21 protein-coding genes and 1 pseudogene are annotated in these 26,457 nt (G+C 42.3%); all 22 read right to left on the minus strand.

All coding sequences use genetic code 11. The features are described from left to right. Window positions 1-17: 17 nt before the first annotated feature. Window positions 18-4,340, minus strand: coding sequence for a PolC-type DNA polymerase III (locus ACQYAD_RS05400; RefSeq protein ID WP_430236185.1), 4,323 nt, complete (start codon window positions 4,338-4,340; stop codon window positions 18-20). Between the two features lie 225 nt (window positions 4,341-4,565). After that, on the minus strand, window positions 4,566-6,269 hold the full coding sequence (locus ACQYAD_RS05405; protein ID WP_430236187.1) for a proline--tRNA ligase: 1,704 nt from the start codon (window positions 6,267-6,269) through the stop codon (window positions 4,566-4,568). 107 nt (window positions 6,270-6,376) lie between these two features. Continuing rightward, window positions 6,377-7,636 carry an RIP metalloprotease RseP gene (rseP, locus tag ACQYAD_RS05410; protein ID WP_430236188.1) on the minus strand — a complete coding sequence of 420 codons (1,260 nt, stop codon included), beginning with the start codon at window positions 7,634-7,636 and terminating at the stop codon, window positions 6,377-6,379. 18 nt (window positions 7,637-7,654) lie between these two features. Continuing rightward, entirely contained in the window at window positions 7,655-8,797 is a 1,143-nt protein-coding gene (gene dxr, locus ACQYAD_RS05415; RefSeq protein ID WP_430236190.1) for a 1-deoxy-D-xylulose-5-phosphate reductoisomerase, read from the minus strand. Window positions 8,798-8,860: 63 nt separating this feature from the next. Then, window positions 8,861-9,652: a phosphatidate cytidylyltransferase gene (locus ACQYAD_RS05420; protein ID WP_430236192.1), complete on the minus strand. Its 792-nt coding sequence runs from the start codon at window positions 9,650-9,652 to the stop codon at window positions 8,861-8,863. Between the two features lie 82 nt (window positions 9,653-9,734). Then, window positions 9,735-10,511 (minus strand): isoprenyl transferase, encoded by a 777-nt coding sequence (locus ACQYAD_RS05425; protein ID WP_430236194.1) that lies wholly within the window; start codon window positions 10,509-10,511, stop codon window positions 9,735-9,737. A gap of 293 nt (window positions 10,512-10,804) precedes the next feature. Then, window positions 10,805-11,362 (minus strand): ribosome recycling factor, encoded by a 558-nt coding sequence (frr, locus tag ACQYAD_RS05430; protein WP_430236196.1) that lies wholly within the window; start codon window positions 11,360-11,362, stop codon window positions 10,805-10,807. Window positions 11,363-11,364: 2 nt separating this feature from the next. After that, window positions 11,365-12,087: a UMP kinase gene (gene pyrH / locus ACQYAD_RS05435; protein WP_430236197.1), complete on the minus strand. Its 723-nt coding sequence runs from the start codon at window positions 12,085-12,087 to the stop codon at window positions 11,365-11,367. A gap of 132 nt (window positions 12,088-12,219) precedes the next feature. Next, on the minus strand, window positions 12,220-13,101 hold the full coding sequence (gene tsf, locus ACQYAD_RS05440) for a translation elongation factor Ts (protein WP_430236198.1): 882 nt from the start codon (window positions 13,099-13,101) through the stop codon (window positions 12,220-12,222). Window positions 13,102-13,251: 150 nt separating this feature from the next. Continuing rightward, window positions 13,252-13,959 carry a 30S ribosomal protein S2 gene (rpsB, locus tag ACQYAD_RS05445; protein ID WP_430236199.1) on the minus strand — a complete coding sequence of 236 codons (708 nt, stop codon included), beginning with the start codon at window positions 13,957-13,959 and terminating at the stop codon, window positions 13,252-13,254. Window positions 13,960-14,102: 143 nt separating this feature from the next. Next, window positions 14,103-14,735, minus strand: a complete 633-nt coding sequence (locus ACQYAD_RS05450; protein WP_430236201.1) for a hypothetical protein — start codon at window positions 14,733-14,735, stop codon at window positions 14,103-14,105. A gap of 61 nt (window positions 14,736-14,796) precedes the next feature. Then, on the minus strand, window positions 14,797-15,564 hold the full coding sequence (locus tag ACQYAD_RS05455) for a FliA/WhiG family RNA polymerase sigma factor (protein ID WP_430236202.1): 768 nt from the start codon (window positions 15,562-15,564) through the stop codon (window positions 14,797-14,799). Window positions 15,565-15,636: 72 nt separating this feature from the next. After that, complete coding sequence (locus tag ACQYAD_RS05460; protein ID WP_430236203.1) at window positions 15,637-16,134, minus strand: chemotaxis protein CheD; 498 nt, start codon at window positions 16,132-16,134, stop codon at window positions 15,637-15,639. Continuing rightward, window positions 16,127-16,768 (minus strand): chemotaxis protein CheC, encoded by a 642-nt coding sequence (locus ACQYAD_RS05465; protein ID WP_430236204.1) that lies wholly within the window; start codon window positions 16,766-16,768, stop codon window positions 16,127-16,129. The genes ACQYAD_RS05460 and ACQYAD_RS05465 overlap by 8 nt, the downstream gene beginning before the upstream one ends. 20 nt (window positions 16,769-16,788) lie before the next feature. Beyond that, window positions 16,789-17,238, minus strand: coding sequence for a chemotaxis protein CheW (locus tag ACQYAD_RS05470; RefSeq protein ID WP_430236205.1), 450 nt, complete (start codon window positions 17,236-17,238; stop codon window positions 16,789-16,791). 42 nt (window positions 17,239-17,280) lie between these two features. After that, entirely contained in the window at window positions 17,281-19,344 is a 2,064-nt protein-coding gene (locus tag ACQYAD_RS05475; protein WP_430236206.1) for a chemotaxis protein CheW, read from the minus strand. Window positions 19,345-19,364: 20 nt separating this feature from the next. After that, a pseudogene (locus tag ACQYAD_RS05480) lies at window positions 19,365-20,463 on the minus strand (protein-glutamate methylesterase/protein-glutamine glutaminase). A 9-nt stretch (window positions 20,464-20,472) separates the two neighbouring features. Beyond that, complete coding sequence (locus ACQYAD_RS05485; protein WP_430236207.1) at window positions 20,473-21,333, minus strand: MinD/ParA family protein; 861 nt, start codon at window positions 21,331-21,333, stop codon at window positions 20,473-20,475. A gap of 1 nt (window position 21,334) precedes the next feature. After that, window positions 21,335-22,507 (minus strand): flagellar biosynthesis protein FlhF, encoded by a 1,173-nt coding sequence (gene flhF, locus ACQYAD_RS05490; protein WP_430236209.1) that lies wholly within the window; start codon window positions 22,505-22,507, stop codon window positions 21,335-21,337. After that, window positions 22,504-24,537 carry a flagellar biosynthesis protein FlhA gene (flhA, locus tag ACQYAD_RS05495; RefSeq protein ID WP_430236210.1) on the minus strand — a complete coding sequence of 678 codons (2,034 nt, stop codon included), beginning with the start codon at window positions 24,535-24,537 and terminating at the stop codon, window positions 22,504-22,506. The genes flhF and flhA overlap by 4 nt, the downstream gene beginning before the upstream one ends. Window positions 24,538-24,594: 57 nt before the next feature. Then, the gene (gene flhB / locus ACQYAD_RS05500; protein ID WP_430236211.1) at window positions 24,595-25,677 is read right to left on the minus strand and encodes a flagellar biosynthesis protein FlhB; all 1,083 of its coding nucleotides are present in this window, start codon (window positions 25,675-25,677) and stop codon (window positions 24,595-24,597) included. Further along, window positions 25,678-26,454: a flagellar biosynthetic protein FliR gene (gene fliR, locus ACQYAD_RS05505; RefSeq protein WP_430236212.1), complete on the minus strand. Its 777-nt coding sequence runs from the start codon at window positions 26,452-26,454 to the stop codon at window positions 25,678-25,680. Between the last annotated feature and the right edge of the window lie 3 nt (window positions 26,455-26,457).

Raw genomic sequence — 26,457 nt, forward strand, 5'->3', positions numbered from 1 at the left:
GGTCTGGCACTGATGAACTAGAAGAGCGAAAGCTGGTTTTGTTCTGGTAAGTCTGCCAAACAGCCTTGTTTATCTAAGTATTCGAGTATCGTTTTGGACACTTTCCCTCGCTGCTGCAAATCTTCTTTTGATAAAAACTCGCCATCTTTGCGGGCATTCACAATATTAATTGCTGCGTTGGTTCCAAGCCCTGGAATGGCATTAAAAGGCGGTATTAAAGTGTTCCCATCAATAATAAATTCGGATGAAGCCGATTTATATAAATTTATTTTCTGGAACGAATAGCCCCGCTCCGTCATTTCAAGCGCAAGTTCCAGAACCGTTAATAAACTCTTTTCCTTGTTAGAGGCGTCCAAGCCCTTTGCATTGATTTCTTCAATTTTCGCTCGAATTGCTGCAGAACCGTTCGCCATTGCTTCAACATCAAAATCTTCAGCACGAACAGTGAAATAGGCTGCATAATAAAGCAATGGGTGATGCACCTTAAAATAAGCAATGCGAACAGCCATCAGCACATACGCAGCAGCGTGCGCCTTAGGAAACATATATTTTATTTTTTTGCAGGAATCGATGTACCATTCTGGTACTTCATTTTTGCGCATTTCTGCTTCCATTTCTTCTGTTAAGCCTTTTCCTTTACGGACTGATTCCATGATTTTAAAAGCAAATGAGGGTTCAAGTCCCTGATAAATCAAATAAACCATAATATCGTCACGGCAGCCGATCACTTCACTTAGCGTACAGATTTGGTTTTGGATGAGTTCCTGAGCGTTGCCAAGCCATACGTCAGTACCGTGCGAAAGACCTGAAATCTGCACCAATTCCGAGAAAGTTGTCGGCCTTGTGTCCTCAAGCATTTGCCGGACAAACCGTGTTCCAAATTCTGGGATACCCAGTGTACCCGTTTTGCACATAATTTGCTCTTCGGTGACCCCAAGCGATTCTGTTGCACTAAAAATTTTCATTACTTCCGGGTCATCGGTCGGAATGGTTTTTGGGTCCATTCCGCTTAAATCCTGCAGCATTCGAATCACGGTTGGATCATCGTGCCCGAGAATATCAAGCTTTAAAACGTTGTCATGGATCGAATGGAAGTCAAAATGCGTTGTCCGCCATTCAGAATTTCGATCATCAGCTGGATATTGGATTGGTGAAAAATCATAAATATCCATATAATCCGGGACAACAATAATTCCTCCTGGATGCTGCCCTGTCGTTCTTTTTACCCCCGTACAGCCGGAGGCAAGGCGGTCAATTTCTGCTCCGCGCAAATGCAAATTGTGATCCTGCTGGTAAGCTTTTACATACCCATAGGCAGTCTTGTCGGCAACAGTGCCAATCGTCCCGGCACGGTAAACATACTCCTCACCAAACAATACCTTTGTATAGTTATGCGCCCTCGGCTGATATTCCCCGGAAAAATTCAAATCAATGTCAGGTACCTTGTCTCCCTTGAAGCCAAGGAAGGTTTCAAATGGAATATCGTGGCCGTCTTTGCGGTATTTTTCACCGCAGACCGGGCAATTTTTGTCTGGAAGGTCAAAGCCGGAACCCACAGACCCATCATTAAAAAATTCGGAATGCTTGCAAGCCGGGCAAACATAATGCGGCGGAAGCGGATTTACCTCCGTTATTTCGGTCATTGTCGCAACAAGCGAAGAACCAACCGATCCCCTTGAGCCGACGAGATAGCCGTCATCAAGAGATTTCTTCACCAATTTATGAGCAATTAAGTAGATTACCGCAAATCCGTGGCCGATAATACTCTTTAATTCTTTTTCAAGCCGGGCTTCAACAATTTCCGGAAGCGGGTCACCATAGATTTTATGGGCCATTGCATAGCTCATTTGCCGCATTTCATCCTCAGCGCCCTCGATTCTTGGCGTATACAAATCATCTTTAATCGGCTTGATAAAATCAACCATATCTGCAACTTTATTCGTATTTGTCACAACGATTTCCTTTGCTTTTTCAGCACCTAAAAACTGAAATTCTGCAAGCATTTCATTCGTTGTCCGAAAATGAACGTCCGGGAGTTGGTGGCGGTTTAGCGGATTCGCTCCTCCTTGCGAATGAACAAGAATTTTTCGGTAGATTTTATCCGTTTCATTTAAATAGTGAACATTGCCGGTAGCGACAACTGGGATACCCAGTTTGTCACCGAGCTTCACAATATTGCCGATGATTTCTTCCAACGCCTTTTCATCGCGAATCAATTCCATTTCAATCAGTGGCGCGTACACAGGCTTCGGCATCACTTCAAGATAATCGTAAAAACCGGCAAAGGCCTCCACTTCTTCAGGAGATTTCTGCATCATTCCTTCAAAAACTTCCCCTTTATCACAACCTGAGCCAACAATGATGCCTTCCCGATATTTTTGCAAAACGGATCTCGGAATTCTTGGTACGCGGTAAAAATATTCAATATGGGCAATGGAAACTAGCTTAAACAAATTTTTTAAACCGACTTCATTTTGGGCGAGCAATGTACAATGGTATGGTCTTGCCCGCTGATATGCTGTTCCTTCGCCTGTATGGCTGTTCAATTCGTCATGATAACGAATCCCTTTTTCCTCAGCGTCTTTCAACATTTTTATCAGCAAAAAGCCTGTTGCTTCTGCATCGTAAATCGCCCGGTGATGCTGGGTTAATTCAATATCAAATTTTTTCGCAAGCGTATTTAAGCGGTGGTTCTTCATTTCCGGATAAAGAAAGCGGCCGAGCTCAAGTGTATCGATTACAGGATTTTTCGCCTTTCCTAAACCGATTTTTTGGTAGCCGACATTTAAGAAGCCCATATCAAAAGATGCGTTATGGGCAACGAGAACGGCATCTTCTGTCCACTTGTAAAATCGCTCTAGTACCTCGGCAACTTCCGGAGCCGTTTGTACCATCTCATCGGTGATTCCGGTTAAATTAATGGTTGTTGCGGAAAGGCGATGGTGTGGGTTTGCAAATGATTCAAACCGGTCAATTATTTCCCCGCCGCGGATCTTTACCGCCGCAAGTTCAATAATTGTATTATAAACAGCGGAAAGTCCTGTTGTTTCCACGTCAAAAACGACATACGTATCATCGGCGAGCAGACGATGCGCTTCATTGTAGGCGATTGGAACGCCGTCATCAACAAGGTTTGCCTCCACGCCATACAAAATTTTGATGTCGTTCTTTTTCCCTTCACTGTATGCTTCCGGGAATGATTGGGCAACGGCGTGGTCCGTAATCGCGATTGCCTTGTGTCCCCATTTTTTCGCTTGTGCCACCAACTGTTTCACCGGTGTCACTGCATCCATTTGGCTCATTGGGGTATGAAGATGAAGCTCAACCCGCTTTTCATTCTCCGGCGCTGTATCCTTTCGTTCAACCGGTCTTACCTCATTGATATCGTTCGCGATCATTATTAAATCGCGGACAAAGGTGTCATTTTGGATGCTTCCTCTTGCTTTCACCCACATGCCTTTTTTCACACGCTGGAAACTTGCGGCGTCTTCTTTGTCGCGGGAAAACATTTTTACAATGATTGAGCTTGTGTAATCGGTCATTTTAAAGGTCAGCAAGCTTCGTCCGCTGCGAAGCTCTTTCATTTCAGCGTCAAAAATGTAACCCTGTATCGCAATCCTTCTTTCTTCATCAACAATATCGATCAGACTGCGAATCTCCGTATCTTCTTTAATCGTAAGTCCGATTGAGAGCGGACCTTCAGCTGCTGCTCCGACATCTTCTTTCTCTGCTTCTTTCTTTTGCATTTCAATCATTGCCATAAATCCGCGTTCTTGGTCTTCCTTCCGTTTTGCTTGCAGGAATTTTTCATACTCTTCATTTTTTTCATCTTGTTTGATTTCAGTCTCAATGGCCAGTGCCGGAAAACCAACATCCTGATAAATTGCAGCAATTACGTTTCCGTATTTTCGCTTAAGTGCCAATCCTTCGGCATCATTGCGAACCCGAATCAACAGCTTGTTGCCATTGACGGTTGGAAGCTGTTCATTTAACAGTTTTAAAAGCGGGGGTGCAATGCCATCAATTTGCTGAATACAGCTATTCCAGTATTCCAGCACGATTTCCGGAGTAATCGTCTGGTCTGCAACACGAATCTCATAAGATATCACAGCAATGTGCGAGAACGTTTTTTCAAGCTGCGAAACAAAATGTGCATATACTTGATAGGGCAAGATTCTCTCAAATGTAAAGCGAAAATGCCATTTTGCTTCATTCTTGGCGACTTGGACATGATCCATTTCAGCATTTTGAAAAAAGCCAACAACAGCATTTTCTGTTACCTTGATATGTTGAAGCAAAATTCGGAACAGCTCTCTTTTCTGTGAGGCATCATCAACCATAATTCTCCTCCCATCTTTCGAATTTGCTTTTGTTCGCTAATCAGAATTTATATCTATAAACTTTTAACGCATAAGGACTACTACGCCTCTTGAACCGCAAAAGGCTCCCCAATCAGCGAGTTTTCTTTACAAAAATCAATTATACCACAGGAATTTGTCAGTTTCGTGTTGGTTCGACAAGTTCTGCATAGAAAAATAAGGTACCGGAAAACCGGTACCTTCTTTTTAAAGCGTATAGAGTAAGCTGGTCACTTTTGCAAACAAGTCTTCATAATGAACTTCAAAGGTTTCACCTGTTTTGCGAACCTTTACTTCAACCATTCCTTCTGAAGCTTTTTTCCCAACTGTAATCCGAAGCGGCAGTCCGATTAAGTCGGAATCGGCAAATTTAACACCTGCTCGTTCATTGCGGTCATCGAACAATACTTCATAATGTTTTTCAAGTAAATCAGTATAGATCGATTCCGCAAGCTTGACTTGTTCCTCATCTTTCATATTGACCGCAATCACATGCACTTGGTATGGAGCCAGGTTTGCCGGCCAGACAAGACCGTTTTCATCATTGTATTGTTCTGCAACAGCAGTAAGCGTCCTCGATACGCCAATTCCGTAGCAGCCCATTATCATTGGTCGCGATTTGCCAGTTTCATCAAGATACGTAGCATTCATCGCCTCGCTATAACGTGTTCCCAGTTTAAATACATGGCCGACTTCAATTCCTTTGGCAAATAAAATCGTCCCTTGGCCATCCGGTGAAGGGTCACCCTCTTGAATAAACCGTAAATCAGCATATTGGCTGACAGAAAAATCGCGTTCCGGAACGACATTGATGTAATGGTAGTTTTCCTCATTCGCTCCACATACACCGTTCACAATTGCTTTAACGGCATGATCGGCAACAATTTCGACATGGCTGACACCTATCGGACCTAGTGAGCCAACCGGGCAGGATAGGATTTCTTTCGTTTCTTCTTGGCTTGCAAGCTCTACAATCCCTGCATTGAATAAATTTTTTAGTTTAATGTCGTTAACTTCATGATCGCCGCGCACAAGCACAAGGACATATTGCTCATCGATTTTAAACAGCAGCGATTTGACGCATTGGTTCGGTGATACCGTTAAAAACTCTGATACTTCATCAATTGATTTTTTATTCTCAGTTAAAACTTTTTCAAGTTCTTTGTCGGCTTCATCGCGTTTTGTGTATTCCATGATGACTGGAGCCATTTCAATGTTCGCTGCATAATCAGAAGTGTCGGAATAAGCGATTGTATCTTCCCCAATATCCGAGAGAACCATGAATTCATGTGTATCTTTTCCGCCCATTGCGCCCGAATCCGCAATAACAGCACGAAAGTTCAATTGGCAGCGGCGAAACACATTGGAATACGCTTCGAAAAGTGCCTGATAGACTTCATCAAGGCTTTCCGTATTGGAGTGAAACGAGTACGCATCTTTCATAACGAACTCTCGTCCTCGTAAGAGACCAAATCGCGGACGTTTTTCATCACGAAACTTTGTCTGAATTTGATACAACGTAAGTGGCAGCCGTTTGTACGATTTTACTTCATCACGCACAAGGCTTGTAATCACTTCTTCGTGCGTGGCACCAAGAGCAAATTCCCGCTGATTCCGGTCTTTTAGACGCATTAACTCTGGACCGTATGTATACCAGCGCCCCGATTCCTGCCACAGTTCCGCTTGTTGCAAGGCTGGCATAAGCATTTCAACTGCTCCGGCCTTGTCCATTTCTTCTCTCACAATTGCTTCAATTTTTTGTAACACTTTTCTGCCAAGCGGCATATAACTGTATACACCGCTGGAATTTTGCCGAATAAATCCCGCTTTAAGGAGAAGCTGATGGCTTTTAATTTCCGCATCTGCTGGAATTTCCCTTAAAGTCGGTATCAGTGTCCTGCTTTGTCTCATTTAACTACACCTCGTCTGCATCAACATTGCTTTTTTAAAGAAGCTTTAATATACCTTTTTAAAAAGCCCCCGTTTGAATAACAGGGGCATCACTGTTTCAAAACAATTTACAAGAAAAACCTTTGAATATCATTCCATGTAACAACGAGCATTAATAACATTAATAGCGCAAACCCAATAAAATGAACCATTCCTTCTTTTTGCTTATCAATTGGCTTGCCTCTTAATGCTTCGACGGCAAAAAACATCAGCCTGCCGCCATCTAGCGCCGGAATCGGCAATAAATTCATAATCCCGAGGTTGATGCTCAAGATCGAACCCCATCTTAACAGATTAAAAATACCCGATTTGGCGACCGTATCCGTTGACACATAAATACCAACAGGGCCTGAAAGCATATTGATTGAAAATTGGCCGGTTACCAATTTCCCCAGCATGACAAAAATTTGTTTTGTCCAAAAATACGTTTGCTGAAAACCGGAGGAAATCGCTTGGACTGGCGACTTTTCAACCGGACTGTAAACGCCGATAATCCCTGTTTTCTTGCCCTCAATTGTTTTCTCAATTGGAGTTACACTGATTTCCATGTCTTTTCCGCTCCGGTCAACTAGAAACTTAAGCGGTTTATCGGGATTGCGGCGAATAATCTCGACCACATCAGACCAACTGGTAACTTCTGAACCATTTATGCTCTGAACGACGTCCCCCTGTTTTAAGCCGGCAGCTTTTGCCGCTCCATCAGGTGTGATTTCACCAAGTTTCGGATCATTTGTTGGGACGCCTTGAAATAGTGCGATTACGATGAAAACGACAAACGCCAGTATAAAGTTCATCATCGGACCAGCAAAAATAGCCATTGTCCGCTGACCGAGCGTTTTTGAAGAAAATTGCCGATCAAGTGGAGCAATTTGCGTTTCCACCCCATTTTCAACAATCACGGCAGCCGGATGTACCGGGAAGGTATGCAAATTTTCTGACTCATCATCGGGATACCCTTTGATGAAAAGTTTTTTTTCAATATCTGCCTGTTCGACTTCGATAACCCGGCAATTCGGGAATTTCTCTTTATGATTCAAAATAATTTTTGTTACTTGCTCGTTTTCATTCAAGAGCAGTCCAATCCGATATCCCGGTTTAATTTCCACCATTTCAGGATCCTCGCCTGCCATTCGGACAAATCCGCCGAGCGGCAGCAGCCTAAGCGTATAGGTCGTTTCCCCTTTTTTGGTTGAAAATACCTTTGGACCAAAACCGATAGCAAATTCACGGCATAAAATCCCTGCCCTTTTTGCAAAAATTAAATGTCCTAATTCATGAAAGAAGACAAGTGCGCCAAAGATAACAATAAAGGCAATAACTGTACTCAAAGATCCAACCACCTTTTTTTATAGAAGTGTACGTACATACTGTCTTGTTTCTTTGTCAACTTCTTGTATCGCCGCAAGACCGGGATTCTCAATAGATTGATGGGCGCCTAACGCCTTCTCAATGATCGCTTCAATCTCCAGAAAAGCAATTTTACCTTCCAAAAAAGCAGCGACGGCAACTTCATTTGCCGCATTCAACACAGTTGGCATTGTTCCGCCGATTTTTCCTGCTTCGTATGCAAAACGCAAGCAGCGGAAACGATCAAAATCCATCTCCTGAAAATGAAGCTGTCCGATACTGGACAAATTCAATCGCTTCGCAGATGGAAGCGGCATGCGGTCCGGATACGAAAGAGCAAACTGAATGGGTACTCTCATATCCGGTGAACCCAATTGGGCAATGATACTGCTGTCGTGAAATTCAACCATTGAATGAACAATACTTTCTTTATGGAGAAGCACATTGATTTTTTCATACGGAATATCAAAAAGCCAGTGCGCTTCGATCACTTCTAATCCCTTGTTCATCATTGTTGCGGAATCAATCGTGATTTTTGCCCCCATTGACCAGTTCGGATGATTAAGCGCTTCTTGAACTGTTACATTCTCTAATTCCTCACGGCGGCGATCGCGAAAACTGCCACCGGATGCAGTAATGAGAAGCCGTTCAATGTTCTTCTGATTTTCCCCTTGTAATGCTTGGAAAATGGCAGAGTGTTCGCTATCAACCGGAAGGATGGCAACATTGCTTTTTTTTGCTGCTTCCATGACCAAATGTCCTGCTGTCACGAGCGTTTCTTTATTCGCCAATGCAATTGTTTTCCCCGATTCAATGGCTTGGAGTGTCGGGTTAAGACCAACGCTTCCAAGAACAGCGTTAACCAAAATTTCGGCATTGTCGTATACGGCAATTTCAACTTGGCCATCATCCCCGTACACGACCTTTGTATCAAGAAATTCTGCCTTTAGTTTATCATATTCCTGTTTTCCTTGGACAGAAACAATTTCAGGTTGAAACTCGTGAATGATTTTTCGCGCCAAAGATATATTTTTCCCAATTGACATCGCTACAAGTCGGTATTCTTGCGGATGTTCACGAATAATATCCAATGTCTGGGTGCCAATGGAACCCGTTGCCCCCAGTAAACTTATTTTTTTCAACAAATGTCAACTCCCTGCGTAGAAGCCCTATAATGATCTTTTTATTGTTTATGCGACCCACTACTAAAATAAATGAAAGAAATGCAGCAGCGGCCAAACAAATAACAGGCTGTCAAACCGGTCAAGAATACCGCCGTGCCCCGGCAGGATCGTTCCGGAATCTTTAACGGCAAAATGGCGTTTTAGTGCCGATTCAACCAAATCGCCAATTTGACCAAAAACAGAGAGAACGATTGTAATGCCCATTAATGATAATACGGAAACGTTCATGTCGGTAAATAAGCTAAACAATAGCGCAACAACCAAAGCGCTAAAAATCCCCCCAATAAATCCTCCAACTGTTTTATTCGGACTGATATCAGGCCATAGCTTTTTTTTGCCATACGCTTTGCCGATAAAATAAGCGCCAGAGTCCGTTGCCCAAATAACGAACACAGAATAAAACAGATAGACCAGCCCCCCGGCTTGGCGTGTCTCAATGAAAAAATAAAAACCAATTCCAACATACAGCACGGACAGAATGAGAAACGAGACATCTTCAAACGTAAAAAGATTTTTCGTAATAACCGTATACGTTAACAGCAACAAAACAATTGCAATGCCAAGCTCTGTTTTCGAGTAGGGAAATGTGGCGATAATCTTACCGTACTGCGGCGGAAACAAAAGCAACCAAAGCATGAGGATCGATAATATGCCCGGGATTGAATAAATACTTAGTTTCCTCATTTTGAATAATTCATATAAACCGACGGTTGCCAGTACATATGTTAGTAAAATAAAAGGAAAGCCGCCCGCGTACACGATTGGCAAAAAGAGTGCCGCGGCAACAACTCCTGTTATGACTCTTTGCTTCATCTACAAGTTCAACACCTTTATGTTCAAATGCGTGATTGATCCCCCGTTTGGAAAACCAATCCCCCTACCGAATGGAAATGTTTCATATCCCGCCAAAACGGCGCTGCCTGCTTTGGAATCCCTCAATGGCTTCAAGAAAGTGTTCTTCGCTAAAATCCGGCCACAATACATCGGTAAACCAAAATTCACTGTAAGCAAGCTGCCAGAGCATAAAATTGCTTAAACGAATTTCACCGCTTGTACGAATAAGGAGGTCAGGATCTGCCATGTCTGACGTCATTAAATAGGACGAAAAAGCGGATTCATTCAATTGATCTATCTCCATTATACCACTTTGGCAATCGTTTAAGACTCGTTTAACGGCATCAAGTATTTCTGCCCTGCTGCCATAATTGAGCGCAAAGTTCAACACCAGCCCATTGTTATCTTTCGTATCGTCCATTGCCTTTTGAATTGCTCTTAACGTATGTACCGGCAATCTTTCCTTATATCCCATCATTTTCACTTGCACATTTTCCTCAATGAGTTCAGGAAGAAAGGTACCTAAAAACTCTTCAGGCAGCTTCATTAAGTATTCAACTTCGTTTTTTGGACGTTTCCAATTCTCAGTTGAAAAAGCATACAAAGTCAAGGTTTTTACACCCAATTCGTTCGCCAGCTTCGTCGTTTTTCGGACAACCTTCATTCCTTCATGATGGCCGGCAATCCGTGGTAAAGCACGTTTTTTTGCCCATCTGCCATTTCCGTCCATAATGATCGCCACATGTTCAGGAATTGGCAATTTCTTTATTTGTTCTACTCTGTCTCGGAGTGTGGAAGCAGGTTTTTGATTCTTCCATCGCTTTATTCTATTTAACATAACATGGCTCCTCAAAAAAGTTGATCAAGTATCCCCCGAAAATCGATCATTCTCTACAACTTATTCTATCTTCGTCCAAAGGACTCGCCAATCAGCAAGTTTTCATTATTTCTCCTGTTGGAAATTCCCGCATGAAACTATCATACCAAAAAAGCAATAAGATATCTCTACTAAAGAACATATGTATTAAAAAGTAGGGCACATAAGCATTGATCCATTCAAAAAACAGTGTGTATAGAAAGTGAAAAAACCCCCTAAAAAGAGGGTCCCCTTCAGAAAACACTTTGAACATTTTAGACTTCCATTATTTCTTTTTCTTTCTCTTTCGTGATTTGTTCAACTTTATGAATATGCTCGTCGGTCAGTTTCTGGATATCGTCACTGTATCCGCGGAGCTCATCCTCCGTAATTTCACCATTTTTTTCAAGCTTTTTAAAATCATCATTGGCCTCCCGGCGGATGTTGCGGATGGCAATTTTCGCTTCCTCTGATTCCTTTTTTACAACCTTTACCAACTCTTTGCGGCGTTCTTCTGTTAACTGTGGAATGGCAATCCGGATGATAGAACCATCATTTGACGGATTCAACCCTAAATCGGATTTAAGAATCGCCTTCTCGATCTCGCCTAGAATCGATTTATCGTATGGCTGGATTACAAGCAGCCTTGCTTCAGGTGTTGAGATCCCTGCCAGCTGGTTTACGGGGGTAGGCGCACCATAATAATCAACCGTGACACGATCAAGCAACGAAGCACTTGCGCGTCCGGCACGAATGGTTGCCAATTCCCTGGTATAGGCTTGAATCGCTTTTGTCATTTTTTCTTTCGCAGTGGAGATTACTTGTTTTGGCATGTTTATTTCCCCCTTACAATTGTTCCGATTTTTTCACCTGTAATGACACGTTTGATATTCCCTTGTTCCATGATCGAGAACACAATTAATGGTATATCGTTATCCATACATAAAGATGATGCGGTTGAATCCATTACCGCTAACCCTTCCTTAATTACATCAAGATAGGACAATTCATCGTACTTCGTTGCATTTTGATCAACGCGGGGATCAGCAGAATAGACTCCGTCAACATTATTTTTTGCCATCAAGATCACTTCTGCTTCAATTTCCGCAGCCCTTAATGCTGCAGTTGTATCTGTGGAGAAGTACGGGTTCCCTGTCCCGGCTGCAAAGATAACCACCCGTTTTTTCTCAAGATGCCGAATGGCCCGGCGTCTGATATATGGTTCCGCAACTTGGCGCATTTCAATCGATGTCTGTACACGAGTTTCAATTCCGAGCTGTTCCAAACTGTCCTGCAGGGCTAATGAGTTCATGACAGTAGCAAGCATTCCCATATAATCAGCAGTTGCCCGATCCATGCCCATCTCGCCGCCGATTTTGCCCCGCCATATGTTTCCGCCGCCGACAACGACTGCAACCTCAACACCTAATTCCGCAATTTCTTTTACTTGGCCTGCGATTGATTTTATGACTGCCGGGTTAATCCCAAAACCTGTCTCTCCTGCAAGCGCCTCTCCGCTTAATTTCAACACAACGCGTTTGTATTTAGGGCTGTTCATTTGAACCTCCAAGTTGTTTTCAGTTAATTTTCACTTCGAAAAATAGGGAACACACCGTGTCCCCTATTGAAACCTATTTTCTAGCAAAACATTATTGTGCCATCTGATTGGATGGCAAAAATCGATTTACCATTATTTTTTAATTTGGTTCATAACTTCTTCCGCAAAGTTTTCTTCGCGTTTTTCAATGCCTTCCCCTACTTCATAACGGACAAATTCACGAAGTTTTCCACCTGTTGATTCAACAAATTGGCGAATTTTTTGGTCAGGGTTTTTAACAAATGCCTGATCAAGCACACACACTTCTTCAAAATATTTGCTTAAACGGCCTTCAACCATTTTTCCAACGATTTTTTCTGGTTTTCCTTCATTTAGAGCCTGCTGAGTTAACACTTGGCGTTCGTGTTCAACTTCCTCTTGGGAAACCTCATCACGAGATACATATTTTGGGTTTAATGCAGCAATATGCATTGCAACATCTTTTGCGGCATCTGCATTTGTTGATCCTTCAAGAACCGTTAAAACGCCAATGCGTCCGCCTAGGTGCAGGTATGCACCAAATGCATCCTGATCGGTTTTTGTTTTTACTGCGAAGCGGCGAAGCGAAATCTTTTCACCTATTTTGGAAATTGCCGCAGTAATATGATCGCTTACCGTAGCACCGTTTTCCATAGTTTGTGCCAGTGCCTCGTCAAGATTAGCAGGCTTGTTTTTCAAAAGATGGTTAGCCAGTTCTTTAACTAATGTTTGGAACCCTTCGTTTTTTGCAACAAAGTCTGTTTCAGCGTTTACCTCAAGAATAACAGCATCGTTTCCTTCTGTTAAAACATATGCTGTACCTTCTGCAGCAACCCGATCCGCTTTTTTCGCAGCTTTTGCAATCCCTTTTTCACGAAGAAAATCAATTGCTTTTTCCATATCTCCATTCGTTTCTTGCAGCGCTTTTTTGCAGTCAAGCATCCCTGCGCCTGTCTTTTCACGTAGTTCTTTTACCATTTGTGCAGTAATTGCCATATTGTAAACATCCTCCTTTTATTCTATGTATTCATATCTTTGCCTAGTAAGACTAATCTAAACATTTCTATTAAAGCAATGTTGAAATAGCATAGCTTTAAAAAAAGGTGATAAAGGGTGCTCCCTCTTATCACCTTTTTATGTTGTTCATTATTCAGCTGCAGCTACTGTTTCTTCGCCTTGCTTCGCTTCTAAGATAGCATCTGCCATTTTGCCTGTTAAAAGTTTTACTGCGCGGATTGCATCATCGTTTGCAGGAATAACAACATCGATTTCATCTGGATCACAGTTTGTATCAACGATGCCGACGATCGGAATATTTAACTTGCGAGCTTCAGCTACAGCGATGCGCTCTTTGCGAGGGTCGATAATGAAAAGGGCATCCGGAAGCTGCTTCATGTCTTTGATTCCGCCAAGGAATTTTTCAAGACGCTCTTGCTCTTTCTTCAATTGAACAACTTCTTTTTTCGGAAGAACATCAAATGTTCCATCTTCAGCCATTCTTTCAATATCTTTCAGACGGCCAATGCGCTTTTGAATGGTTTCAAAGTTTGTTAATGTTCCACCCAACCAACGTTGGTTCACATAAAACATACCCGAACGGATTGCTTCTTCTTTTACGGAATCCTGCGCTTGTTTCTTTGTACCAACGAAAAGGAATGTTCCGCCGTTAGCAGCAAGCTCTTTTACCCAGTTATAAGCTTCTTCCACTTTTTTAACTGTTTTTTGAAGATCGATAATATAAATGCCGTTGCGCTCAGTGAAGATATATTTCTTCATTTTAGGGTTCCAGCGGCGCGTTTGGTGCCCGAAGTGTACACCAGCTTCAAGCAATTGCTTCATTGAAATAACTGACATGTTTTTTCCTCCTAGGTTTTATTATCCTCCGCTCAGTTCATTTTTAGACAGAAACTGTCACGAACAGCACCAACTGTCTAAATCCGTGAGCGTGTGTTTTAACACCATTTCATAATATAGCATATGTTTTTTCGACAATCAAGTTAATGTTGGCGACTTTGAGAAAATTTTAGCAGCAGCTCGATTTCTGTTTTGCCCTTATTAAGCTTTTTGGCAATTTCAGCGATTGAAAGACCTTGGTTTTGTAAGATCATGACTTGGTTCACAAATAAATCACGATAAATATCATCAGGAGATGAAGGGGACGTCTTTTCAGCTCCTATATGAACAGCTTTAGTGTCCATTCCCTTGACAGAAACTTGTTCAGAAAGCGTTTCCTTGCTTGAAGCCTCTTTCCTTGAGGATTTTTGATAGGCTTTTACCGCTTGATTTTTCAATGCCCCCGCTGCTTTTTCCTTCCAGTCGCTGTCCGGCTCATTGTCCATTTTTACCTCTTGGTTCGTTTTCTCTGCTAGAGTTGTTTTGTTCACATTTGCAGCTGGATTGGTTGCACGAAGAATTGGAGTGCCAGTTGCTTGAAACTTGCTTAGGAAGGCCTCATTCTCTTCCTTCATTTCAAATAAATAAGAAGAAATCAATTCTTCCATTTCTTTAATCATGTTTTCTTGCTTTTTCTCAACCTCAAGGAATCGATTTTGACGGGTAAATAATAAAATGATTGAAAAAATCGCAACACCGTTTAACAAAAGGCTGATCAGTAACAGAAATGTAGTCATATTATCCCTCTATCCGCATAAAACTAGGAATTTTGCCTAAAAAATCAAAAGGATATCAATTTTACAAAATAAGTTTCTCAAGTAAGTGCCGTAATTTAAACAGTGCCTTGGAATGAATTTGCGAAATTCTAGACGTGGACAGGTTCAATACTTGACCAATCTCGGTAAGTGTGAGTTCTTCAAGATAAAACAAGCTGATTACCAGTTGCTCTTTTTCGCTCAGTTTGCTTATGTTCACCACCAATTCCTGCAACAGTTCGTCTTTTACTAGCTTTTGTTCGGGAGTTTGCACATTGTCGTCCCGTAAAACAAAGGTGAAGCCTTCTTTTTCTTCTTGTTCAGTCCAATTTTCATCAATTGAAAGAACATTGGCGAAAAATTGTTCCGAAGTCGCAGCATATACTTCTTCCTCGGTCATGTTCAGTTCCTTGGCGATATCAGCTGCACTCACATTACCCATCTTTTGCTGTTCAAGTTTTTCGTATGCAGCTTCAATTTTTTTCGCCTTATCCCTTGTGCCTCTTGGCAGCCAGTCCTCTTTCCTCAACCCGTCAATCATTGCGCCACGAATGCGAAATGAAGCGTATGTATCAAATTTCAACTCGCGTGTGTGGTCGAATTTTTCCAACGCATCAAACAAGCCCATCAGCCCGAAGCTGCGCAGCTCATCCTTTGACACATTTTTCGGGAGCCCTACAGAAATTCGCTGAACATGGTAGCTGACGAGCGGCAAATATTTTTTCACAAGGAAATTCCCAGCAGCCGGGTTTCGCTCTTGTATCCATTTCTCCCAATTCAATTGTTCTTCTGTTATGGATGTCTGTACCATGATTCCACACCTCCACCAGTTGGATCACCCAATCATGACCTCACTACCGTACAAAATCGATCTTTTCGTTTGTCAAATTTCCTTCGTTCCCTTATTAACTGTTTTGATATGTAGTTTGCCATTATCTGGATTGAATTCGATGGTTCTGCCACTATTTCCTCCGACATCCTCACTAACCAACAGGATATTGAGATTGTTAAGTTCCTTCTTGACTGCTTCTACATTTCTGGGGCCGATTCTCATGATTTCATTTGTTGACGCGAATTGAAACATTTGTGCTCCCCCGGCAATTTTTGCTCTTAAGGTTTCACGCCTTGCTCCCTGTGAGAGCAAATGTCGTACAAGCTCTTTTATGGCAGTATCGGCATATTTCGCCGGATTAAACTCCGGGGTCTTTGCCAGAGATGATTCAGGAAGCATGACATGGGCAAGACCAGCCATTTTCCGATCAAGGTCGTAAATCACAACACCGACACAAGAGCCCAAGCCAGAGGTACGGATGTGATACGGATGCCTAACGAGCTTCATATCGGCGATGCCAACCTTTGCAATCTGGATTTCATCATTCATTTGCCGCAACCCCTAAGGAATGAAAAAGAATGGAAAATGAATCCGGATCCGGGAGTAAAAAGAAATGGCCGCGCAGCCATTCAGGAAATGAAGCATCCTCTTCGTTTAGGGCAGTATCAATAACGATCGCAAAGTCGCATACTTGGGAATGTTCGATCAGGCCGAAGCTGATAATAGCGCCCACCATATCGATTCCAATTCCTGGAACAGACGGATAAAGCGATAAGTTTGTAAAGTCTGACAACGCCGTTAAGTAGGATCCACTTAAAATATTGCCAAGCTCCTGCAAAGCGGAAAGCCCCATCTCATTATAAGGCGGTGTTTCAAAGGAGAAATCGGTGTCCCCTGTCATCTTCTGGACATAATGCTCTGCCTGTGGCAGCGGCAGCACAAAAAACATGCTGCCAGATGCATCCCCTTCGATGCGCAAAAATACACTTGCAACAATATTTTCTGCTCCCCCTGCCATTTCAACCATCTCATCGAAACTGACAATCTCTACTTTTGGTACTTTCATGTCTATTTTTTTATTTAGGAGCTTTGATAAAGCGGTTGCCGCGTTGCCTGCCCCGATATTTCCGATTTCCCGCAAAATATCAAGATGCAAAGAGGTAAAATGCTGTAGAAATGTCATCGCCAAGTACCTCGCGCTTTCTATTTAATTTGGTCTATGTTCATCACTTTTTCAAGATCCAGCAAGATGAGCAGCCTTTTTTCAATTTTGACAACTCCATTAATATACTCCGCTTCTTTTCCTCCAACGATTTCTGGAGGCGGTTCGATTGCATCTCTTGAAATATCTAACACATCATTGGCCGCGTCAACAACCAGCCCGACTTCAACATCCCCAATAACTGCGATAATGATTCGAGTATGATCCGAATAATCGCTTTCTTCGAGTCCAAATCGGTTGCGGAGATCAACAATTGGCGTCACGAGCCCGCGGAGATTAATGACGCCTTTAATATAGGATGAAACTCCGGGCACCCGGGTAATATGCTGAACTTTTTCAATTGAACGAACTTGTTCAACAGGGATGGCGTATTCTTTCTCTTTTAATTGAAAGACAATAATCTTTAATTCCTGTGTAAGCGTCACTGTCATTTCTCTTCACTCCAGTCATGTTCCGTTTTTTCGTTCGAAAACTTATTTAATTAGGGCATTGCAGTCGACGATTAAGGCGACTTGTCCATCGCCGAGAATAGTGGCTCCGGAAATGGCAAAGACATTGGCTAAATAGTTGCCGAGCGACTTTAGGACAATTTCTTGCTGTCCAATAAAAGAATCGACAACAAGGCCAGCCATTTTATCCCCTTTACGGACAATGACAACCGAATGAAGGCCGCTTGTTTCTTTGGAAACAGGAACTTCAAAGAGATCCTTTAAGAAAAGGAGCGGAACAACTTTACCGCGGAAATCAATGACCTTTTGGTTATGGGCGTTCAAAATGTCTTCTTCCTTAATAATGGCTGTCTCAATAATAGAAGAAAGCGGAATCGCATACTTTTCCTTTTGAATGCCAACAAGCATGACGGAAATAATCGATAATGTCAGCGGCAGCTGAATAGAGAATATAGAACCTTTTCCGATAACAGAATCAATCGTCACTGAACCGCCAAGAGATTCGATTGTGTTTTTTACGACATCCAATCCGACGCCCCGGCCGGAAATGTCTGATATTTTCTCAGCGGTTGAAAAACCGGATGCAAAAATCAATTCAAACACCTGCTGATCGGTTAATCCTGCTGCTGCCTGTGGAGGTATTATTTTTTTGGCAATTGCTTTTTCAAGTACTTTTTCCCGGCTAATTCCCGCACCATCATCTTCAATTTCAATAAAGACATGGTTGCCACTATGGTAAGCTTTTAGAATGACCTTTCCTTCTTCCGGTTTTCCCTGTGCTTTACGCACATCTGGCGTTTCGATCCCATGATCGAGCGCGTTTCGCAATAAATGGACAAGCGGATCGCCAATTTCATCAATGACCGTTCGATCAAGTTCCGTTTCTGCTCCGACGATTTCCAAATGGATCTTTTTGTTTAAATCTCTCGCCAATTGCCGAACCATTCGTGGGAACCGGTTAAAAACGGTTTCCACTGGGACCATGCGCATATTCAAAATAATATTTTGCAAGTCTCCGGAAATTCGGGACATTCTTTCAACTGTCTCGTGAAGTTCCTGATTATTCAAATCACGGGATATTTGTTCAAGACGGCCGCGGTCAATAACGAGCTCTTCAAACAGATTCATTAGAATGTCTAGCCGTTCGATATTTACCCGAATCGTCTTATTGCTCGCAGCCGTTTTCGCTGATTGCTTTTTCCCATCATAATGTTCCGTTTCCGCTGCTGTTTCCGGCTGGTCAACTTTTTCAAGTGTACGTTCTGGCTCAGGTTCTCGTTCTGGTTCGCTTTCATGATAAATAAGCGGCCGGATTTCTGCTGCAGATAGCTGGGAAATTTCCACTTTCTCAATCTCAGAAATACGCTCGATTTGGTTTTGAATTGTTTCCTTTTTTTCAGTTGACACGAGCGTAATCGTAAATTCGTTGTCAAACTGTTCTTCTTCAAGTTGTTCAACTGGGGGAGTGCTCTTAATAATTTCACCTGTGCTTTCAAGTGCTTCAAATACCATAAACACTCTAGCTGCTTTTAAAAGGCAATCCTCTCTTAAGGAAACGGTAATTTCGTATGTATCAAATCCTTGTTCAGCCGATTGCTGCAGAACTGTATATTCAAACTCATCGTATACGGTTTTGGAAGGTCGATTGGCCACTTCTGCAACAGCGGCGGCTGCAACCTCCTTTTCTGCACTAGAAATAATGGACAGATTTCCTTTTTCGATCCGCTTCAATTGGCTAATTACTTCGATAACATCACTTTTTCCATCTCCGCCTTCGGAAATGGACTGAACCATTTCTTCAAGATGATCAATTGCAAGAAATACAATATCTATTAATTCAGCTGAAACAGATAACTTTGATTGCCGGATCGCATCAAGGATGTTTTCCATTTGGTGTGTCAAATTGGCAAGATCTTCATAGCCCATTGTGGCAGACATTCCTTTTAAAGTATGGGCAGATCGAAAAATTTCATTGACAATCGACAAATCTTTTGGATTTTTTTCCAATTCCAATAAATGTTCATTGCACGCCTGTATATGTTCTTTACTCTCTTCAATAAAAACTTCTAAATATTGCCCCATATCCATGTGACATTCACCCCTCGGCATTAAACATATTTCAAAATTGTTCTTGCAATAGTTTCGACACTCTGTATTTCATCAACCAACATTGTTGAAATTGCCGCTTTCGGCATCCCAAATACAATCGAGCTTTCTTCCGATTCCGCAATCGCTTTTACCTTGCCTCCCTTGGCTAGTGCAATCAAGCCTTGGGTGCCATCTGATCCCATTCCTGTCATAATCACCGCCACTTTTGCATAGTCATCCAAAAGGCTGATTGATTCAAACAGAATATCAACAGAGGGGCGATGCCCATTGCGCAGTTCGGTTTGCTCGAGCTTTACTATAAGCCCGGCACTCATCCTTTTGACAAGCAAATGGTAGCCGCCAGGAGCAATATAGGCTGTACCGTTCTGCAATACTTCACCATCTTCCGCCTCTTTTACGTTAATCTCTGCCAGAGAATCAAGCCGGTTGGCAAGAGATTTTGTAAAACCGGGCGGCATATGCTGGACAATCACAATCGGCGCATTAAGCGATGCCGGCAATTTTGTCAAGACTGCTTGGAGAGCTTCTCGGTCCGCCCGTAGACGTACCAATGCAGATAATTTTTTTCGCTGCCGCTTCCCATGTCAATCCATCCTGCCGTATAGAACTGGTCTTTGCTAGTTCTATTTTACTACTTTTTAGCAATTGAGAGGATAGAAGATTTTCCTCTGGCTTCTGACATACCAAACATTTAAGGTTTGCCTTGCTCGCTTCGAGCACTTTTTCAACGATTTTCTTTTCGATTGTTTGCAGATCTAGCGAGATCGGGCCTGATGGCTTTGCAATAAAATCAACTGCGCCATATTGCATCGCTAGCATTGTATTTTCTGCTCCTGTTTGCGTTGCACTTGAAAGCATGACAACTGGAACCGGGTCCTCCTCCATAATAATTCTTAAAGCCTCAATCCCATTTAATACAGGCATTTCAATATCCATCGTGACAACATCCGGCTTTAATTTTTTTACCTTTTCGATAACGTCCTTCCCATTTCGGGCCGTACCCGCTATCTCAATCTGATCTGAAGCTAAAAGAATTTCTTGAATAAGTTTTCGCATGAATGCCGAATCATCCGCAACGAGAACTTTAACTTTTTCCATGATGATGTTCTACCTCGCAAAAAGAATTTTCTTTAACTTCGAAACAAATGTATCGGATTTCATTTGAGCGGTTTCTTGAAATTGTTTAGATAGGTAACGGTTTACAACTCCCTCTAGCGCTGCAGAAGCAGCTGACCTTGGATTATCCAACACAAATGGGACTTGCCTTAATACAGCTTTTTGAACCGAACGATCATCGGGCAGAATTCCAAGTGCCCTTGATTCCCGCTGCAGAAATTTTCGCAGTACATCCGCAAGCCGGTCAATCGTCTCCTTTCCTTCTTTCACCGATTGAGCACGGTTTGCCACGAGATAAAACGGGATCTTGGAATCCAATAAATGCAAATACTTCATCATGGCATATGCATCCATTATTGATGTCGGCTCCGGAGTGGTTATGACAAAAATTTCGTGCACAGACAAGAGAAAGTTCAATGTGTCTTCATTCGCTCCGGCTCCCATGTCAAAGATCAGGTAGTCATACTCTTCCAGGAAGGTGTCCAATTCTTCGGAAAGCATTCCTAACCGATCCAGTTGAACAAGCTGGCTTAACCCTGTACCGCCGCCAACATATTTAAGCCCTTGTGGACCTTCTGTAACAATCTCGCTTAACCTTGCCGTTCCTCTTAAATAATCAACAATCGTTCTTTCAGAAGATTTCCCCATCAAAATGTCGAGATTGCCCATTCCCACATCCATGTCAAATAACAGTACTTTATATCGACGTTTCGTTAATGAGATGGCAAAGTTTAATGAAAAATTCGACTTGCCTACACCGCCTTTGCCGCTTACAACGGCAATCGCCTTTGTACTGCCACCGCTTACCTGTCTCCGCAGCTTTACGCGCAAGCCTTCTGCCTGGTCTTTCATTTTATTTGACCCCTAGGAATAAATTTGTAATCGTTTCCGGACTCGCTATCACCATGTCATCTGGAACATTTTGCCCGGTTGTAACATAGGCGGCACCAATTTTGTATTTTTCAATCATATTGAGGATGGAGCCATATATACTTGTCTCATCGGCTTTTGTAAAAATAAACCGGTCAATCGTAATTCCCGAAAATTGTTCGTAAATTTCTTCCATATCTTTTTGTTTTGCGGTTAAAGCCAGCACAAGAAAGGTTTCCATCTCATGATTAAAATCAATGACTTGTACTAAATCTTCCACATATTTTTTATTTCGGAAGTTTCTGCCCGCCGTATCAATTAATATAACATCATAGTCGGCAAATTTAGCGGCCGCTTGCTGGAAATCAGCCAAATTGTAGCATACCTCAATGGGGACATTTAAAATTTGCGCGTACGTTTTTAACTGTTCAATGGCGGCAATTCGATACGTATCTGTTGTGATAAAAGCCACTTTTTTTTGATGATTTAAAACGCAGTCAGCAGCGATCTTTGCCAAAGTTGTCGTCTTTCCAACCCCCGTTGGTCCAATCACATTGACAAATTTTTTTGTAAATGTAATCCCACCAAACGGGACTAAGAAAAGAAATTCCTGTATTCCCCTTTTTAGATAGGCACGCATTTCTTGTTCCGGACTTTGTTCCGTCCGTTTAAACCATTGATCCAATAGCTCGGCTGTGAATTTTTCTATCAAAGATGCTGAAAATTCCTGCTCGTTCATAAGCCGTACCAGCTTTTGAATTGGCTGAGGATATGCGCTTACCGCCCCGGATCCATCCAATGTGGATTGCTTGAGCAGATTTTTTACGGATAAAATTTCTTTCAGTAATTCATCTGATGGGATCCCGCTTGGTGGGGAATCTTTTTGTTTTCCGCCTTTCCTGCCATCGAGTTGCCCATTTTGTGAGACAGACGTCAGTGCCTTTTTCGGTTTTTCCTTATACACCGGCATTACATTCGGTCCTACTTGCGGATCGACCGCTGCAATAACCTCAACGTTTTTCTTTCGGAAAAAACCAAAGAATCCTCCCTGAAAAACCATCCTGGAATTTAAAATAACCGCCTCATTCCCAAGATCATTCCGAACCATTTTCATTGCCTCCGCCATTGATTCAGCAGTAAACTTTTTTACCTTCAATCGAAATTCACCACCCCGACGCTTTGTACTTCAACATTTGCTTCCAATTCATTATACGAGAGGATCGGCACTTTTGGAAAATAGCGCTCCGTCAATTGCCTTACATACATTCTTACTGCAGGCGAACAAAGAATAATCGGCGTTTGCTCCACCATCGAAAATTGTTCAACCTGGGCAGCAATCGATTCCAATATTCTCTGGGAAATATCCGGGTTCAGCGATAAATAATTGCCGTGTTCGGTTTGTTGAATCGCATCGGCAATTGTTTTTTCAATTTTTCCTGATAAAGTAGCTACCTTTAACGTTTCATTCCCGGAGACATATTGAAGCGTGATTTGTCTTGCTAAAGCCTGACGCACATATTCTCCGAGAACATCGGTATCGCTTGTGATTTTTCCAAAATCAGCAAGCGTTTCAAAGATTACAGGCAAATTGCGTATGGAAACATTTTCTTTTAAAAGCTTTGCCAGAACTTTTTGCACATCACCGACAGACAGTGGAGCCGGAGTTACTTCCTCCACGAGAATCGGATAGGTTTCCTTAACATGATCGATCAATTGTTTTGTTTCCTGACGTCCTACTAATTCATGTGCATTTGTCTTGATGACTTCCGTTATATGTGTCGAGACAACGGAAGGAGGATCAACGACGGTATAGCCAAAAATTTCTGCCCGTTCCTTCATTTCCTCCGTAATCCATTTCGCTGGCAGTCCGAATGAAGGCTCGATTGTATCAATTCCTTCAACTGAATCGTCTTCGATTCCCGGGCTCATTGCTAAATAATGATCCAAAAGCAGCTCACCCTTGGCCATTTCATTCCCTTTAATCTTTAAACGGTACTCATTTGGCTGAAGCTGAATATTATCACGGATTCTGACAACCGGGATCACGATTCCCAGTTCAATTGCAAGCTGACGGCGAATCATGACAATTCTATCGAGCAAGTCGCCTCCTTGATTGGCGTCTGCCAGAGGGATCAGACCATAGCCAAATTCGAACTCAATTGGATCGACATTGATCAGACTAATTACACTTTCAGGACTTTTCAGCTCATCTGCTTCCAATACTTCTTCCATTTGTTCGAGCTGACTTTTCTCTTCCGGCATTTTAGAAAACATATAACCGCCAAATGCAAGCGCTCCGGCAACTGGAATCGTCAGCACATCATTAATCGGGGTAAACAATCCAAGCAGGAAAATCGTACCTCCCGCGATATAGAGCATTTTTGGATAAGCCAGCAGCTGCGAAGTAATATCTTTGCCAAGATTACCGTCCGAAGCAGCTCTTGTAACCACAATCCCTGTTGCGGTTGAAATCAGCAACGCGGGAATTTGACTGACAATTCCGTCACCGACTGTCAACAAGGAGAAATGCTGGGCTGCTTGGGCAATCCCCATTCCTTGCTGTACCATTCCCATCACGATCCCGACGGTAAGGTTAATTAAAACGATAATGATGCTTGCAATGGCATCGCCTTTGACAAATTTACTTGCACCATCCATTGCACCATAAAAATCGGCTTCTTTGCCAACCTTTTCGCGTCGCTGCCGCGCCTCTTGCTCCGTAATCATTCCTGCATTTAAATCCGCATCGATGCTCATTTGTTTTCCGGGCATGGCATCAAGCGTAAAGCGGGCGGCAACCTCAGAAACACGTTCCGACCCTTTTGTGATTACGATGAATTGAATAATAATTAGTATCGTGAAAAGTACAAGTCCAACGATGATGTTGCCACCGACAACGAAAGTTCCAAACGTTTCAACGACACCGCCTGCATCTCCCTTCGATAAAATAGCCCTTGTTGTTGATACGTTTAATCCGAGCCGGTATAACGTCAACAGCAGCAACAAGGACGGAAATACAGAAAATTGGAGCGGTTCGGTCATATTCATGGAAATGAGCAAAACCAATAATGCTAATGTAATATTTAAAATGATTAGGATACTAAGAAGCCAGGTAGGGAACGGGATAATTAACATGGCTACGATCAAAATAACACTTAACAACACTGACATGTCTCTTACCGACATTGGCTTCCCTCCTTTTCCCTGCTGATTACAGTTTTTTTAACATCCTCTATAAAAAAATTATAGTTTGTTTTTTGTTCGATAGACGAAGGCAAGGATTTCGGCTACCGCTTTGAAAAATTCTTCCGGAATCGTATCGCCAATTTCGGTTTGACTATAGAGTGCCCTTGCTAATGGACGGTTTTCAACCGTGATGACTTCATTTTCCTTTGCAATAAGTTTTATTTTCTGCGCGGTAAAGTCAACTCCCTTTGCAACAACGAACGGTGCTTCCCTTTTTGTTTCATCATATTTGATTGCAACCGCAAAATGAGTTGGATTTGTGATCACAACATCCGCTTTCGGCACTTCTTGCATCATGCGCCGCATTGCCATTTCCCGCTGTCTTTGTTTGATGCGCGATTTTATTTGCGGATCACCTTCAGAATTTTTGTATTCATCTTTAATATCCTGTTTTGACATTCGAATGCTTTTTTCAAAATCATATTTTTGATAAAGAAAATCCAATATGGCTAAAAACAACAATGCTCCGGAGGCAAACAAACCCATTTGCAGTGTTAAACTCCCTAATGTTGCAAGAGCCGTTCCAATTGGCTTTTGTGACAAAATCAAAATTTCATCCATTCTTTTCCATAACACCGTGAAGGTTACAATCCCTACAAAACCTATTTTTAAAATGGACTTTAACAGCTCCACAATCGCCCTAATTGAAAAAATCCGTTTAAACCCGCTGATCGGATTTATTTTTTCAAGCTTCGGCTGTATTGCTTCGCTCGTAAAAAGAAAGCCGACTTGAAGAAAATTGGCAGCCACACCGGCAATCATCACAACTAACAGGATCGGTCCGACATAAAGGGCGAGTTCCTTTAAAATTCGCAGGAAAATAACTTTTACATTGCCTTCTGTGGCATCCATCAGCAAAAAATCTTGAAAGGAACTTTTAAACAAAGAAAAAATCCCGTTTCGTAAATAGCTGCCGGCAAACAGGAAATAGAAAAAAACTGCCAACAGAACAACCGCCGTATTGATATCCTGGCTTTTTGCAGTCTGCCCTTTTTTTCGCGCTTCTTGACGTTTTTTAGGCGTAGCTTTTTCTGTTTTTTCTCCCGAGAAAAATTGCAAATCAAGCGACAAAAGCTTCATTTATGAACCCCCAAAAAGCTGCATCAAGTCCCGCATTGTGTAAAGTACTGTCTCCACTAAATGGGAGACAAGGGCAAGCAGTGCACCCAAAACCGTGATGATAACAATGAAACCAACAACCATTTTCACCGGCAAGCCGACAACAAAGATATTTAGCTGTGGAACTGTTCTTGCGACAATTCCAAGTGCTACGTCAACTAAGAACAAGCTCCCAACAACCGGCAAAGACATTTGAAAGGCAACAAGAAACATTGTGCTGAACGATTTGACAATATAGTTCACCACATTTGCATTGCCTAGCGGCAGCCACGGCTGGTCGATAGGGATGAAGCGGTAGCTGTTGTATATTCCATCGATCAATAGATGATGACCGTTAAAAGATAGCAACAGCAATAAGGCGAATGTATACAAATACTGTCCCAACAGTGGGCTTTGCGTACCGTTTTGCGGATCAATCACGTTTGCAATCGAAAAACCCATTTGAAAATCAATCAGCCCGCCAGCAATTTGGATCGCTGATAAAATCACATATGCAGTAAAACCAACCAGGACACCAACGAGCGCCTCTTTCATGATCAGCAGAAAATAGGTTCCGTTGATTTCGAAAACGGGCGGCTCAATTGAATAAAACATTAGCCATGATAAGAAAAACCCCATGCCCAATTTATGGACAGTCGGAATTGTCCGGTACGAAAACAGCGGCATCATTACAAAAAAGGATGTAACCCTGACGAAAATTAAGAGAAATGCCGGAAACTTTGGAAGTAAATCATTCATTTT

The sequence above is a fragment of the Neobacillus sp. SM06 genome, from assembly GCF_050496765.1.
Classification (GTDB): Bacteria; Bacillota; Bacilli; order Bacillales; family Cytobacillaceae; genus JAEVLT01.

Bases quoted from the DNA above. Each gene is read 5' to 3' on its own strand.
- fliR (WP_430236212.1), bottom strand. From the start codon at position 26,454: ATGAATGATTTACTTCCAAAGTTTCCGGCATTTCTCTTAATTTTCGTC.
- ACQYAD_RS05485 (WP_430236207.1), bottom strand. From the start codon at position 21,333: ATGAAAGACCAGGCAGAAGGCTTGCGCGTAAAGCTGCGGAGACAGGTA.
- ACQYAD_RS05420 (WP_430236192.1), bottom strand. From the start codon at position 9,652: ATGAAGCAAAGAGTCATAACAGGAGTTGTTGCCGCGGCACTCTTTTTG.
- flhA (WP_430236210.1), bottom strand. From the start codon at position 24,537: ATGTCGGTAAGAGACATGTCAGTGTTGTTAAGTGTTATTTTGATCGTA.
- ACQYAD_RS05470 (WP_430236205.1), bottom strand. From the start codon at position 17,238: ATGACAGTGACGCTTACACAGGAATTAAAGATTATTGTCTTTCAATTA.
- ACQYAD_RS05475 (WP_430236206.1), bottom strand. From the start codon at position 19,344: ATGGATATGGGGCAATATTTAGAAGTTTTTATTGAAGAGAGTAAAGAA.
- ACQYAD_RS05400 (WP_430236185.1), bottom strand. From the start codon at position 4,340: ATGGTTGATGATGCCTCACAGAAAAGAGAGCTGTTCCGAATTTTGCTT.
- ACQYAD_RS05405 (WP_430236187.1), bottom strand. From the start codon at position 6,269: ATGAGACAAAGCAGGACACTGATACCGACTTTAAGGGAAATTCCAGCA.
- ACQYAD_RS05450 (WP_430236201.1), bottom strand. From the start codon at position 14,735: ATGACTACATTTCTGTTACTGATCAGCCTTTTGTTAAACGGTGTTGCG.
- ACQYAD_RS05465 (WP_430236204.1), bottom strand. From the start codon at position 16,768: ATGACATTTCTACAGCATTTTACCTCTTTGCATCTTGATATTTTGCGG.
- ACQYAD_RS05460 (WP_430236203.1), bottom strand. From the start codon at position 16,134: ATGAATGATGAAATCCAGATTGCAAAGGTTGGCATCGCCGATATGAAG.
- tsf (WP_430236198.1), bottom strand. From the start codon at position 13,101: ATGGCAATTACTGCACAAATGGTAAAAGAACTACGTGAAAAGACAGGC.
- ACQYAD_RS05425 (WP_430236194.1), bottom strand. From the start codon at position 10,511: ATGTTAAATAGAATAAAGCGATGGAAGAATCAAAAACCTGCTTCCACA.
- rpsB (WP_430236199.1), bottom strand. From the start codon at position 13,959: ATGTCAGTTATTTCAATGAAGCAATTGCTTGAAGCTGGTGTACACTTC.
- ACQYAD_RS05455 (WP_430236202.1), bottom strand. From the start codon at position 15,564: ATGGTACAGACATCCATAACAGAAGAACAATTGAATTGGGAGAAATGG.
- flhB (WP_430236211.1), bottom strand. From the start codon at position 25,677: ATGAAGCTTTTGTCGCTTGATTTGCAATTTTTCTCGGGAGAAAAAACA.
- frr (WP_430236196.1), bottom strand. From the start codon at position 11,362: ATGCCAAAACAAGTAATCTCCACTGCGAAAGAAAAAATGACAAAAGCG.
- pyrH (WP_430236197.1), bottom strand. From the start codon at position 12,087: ATGAACAGCCCTAAATACAAACGCGTTGTGTTGAAATTAAGCGGAGAG.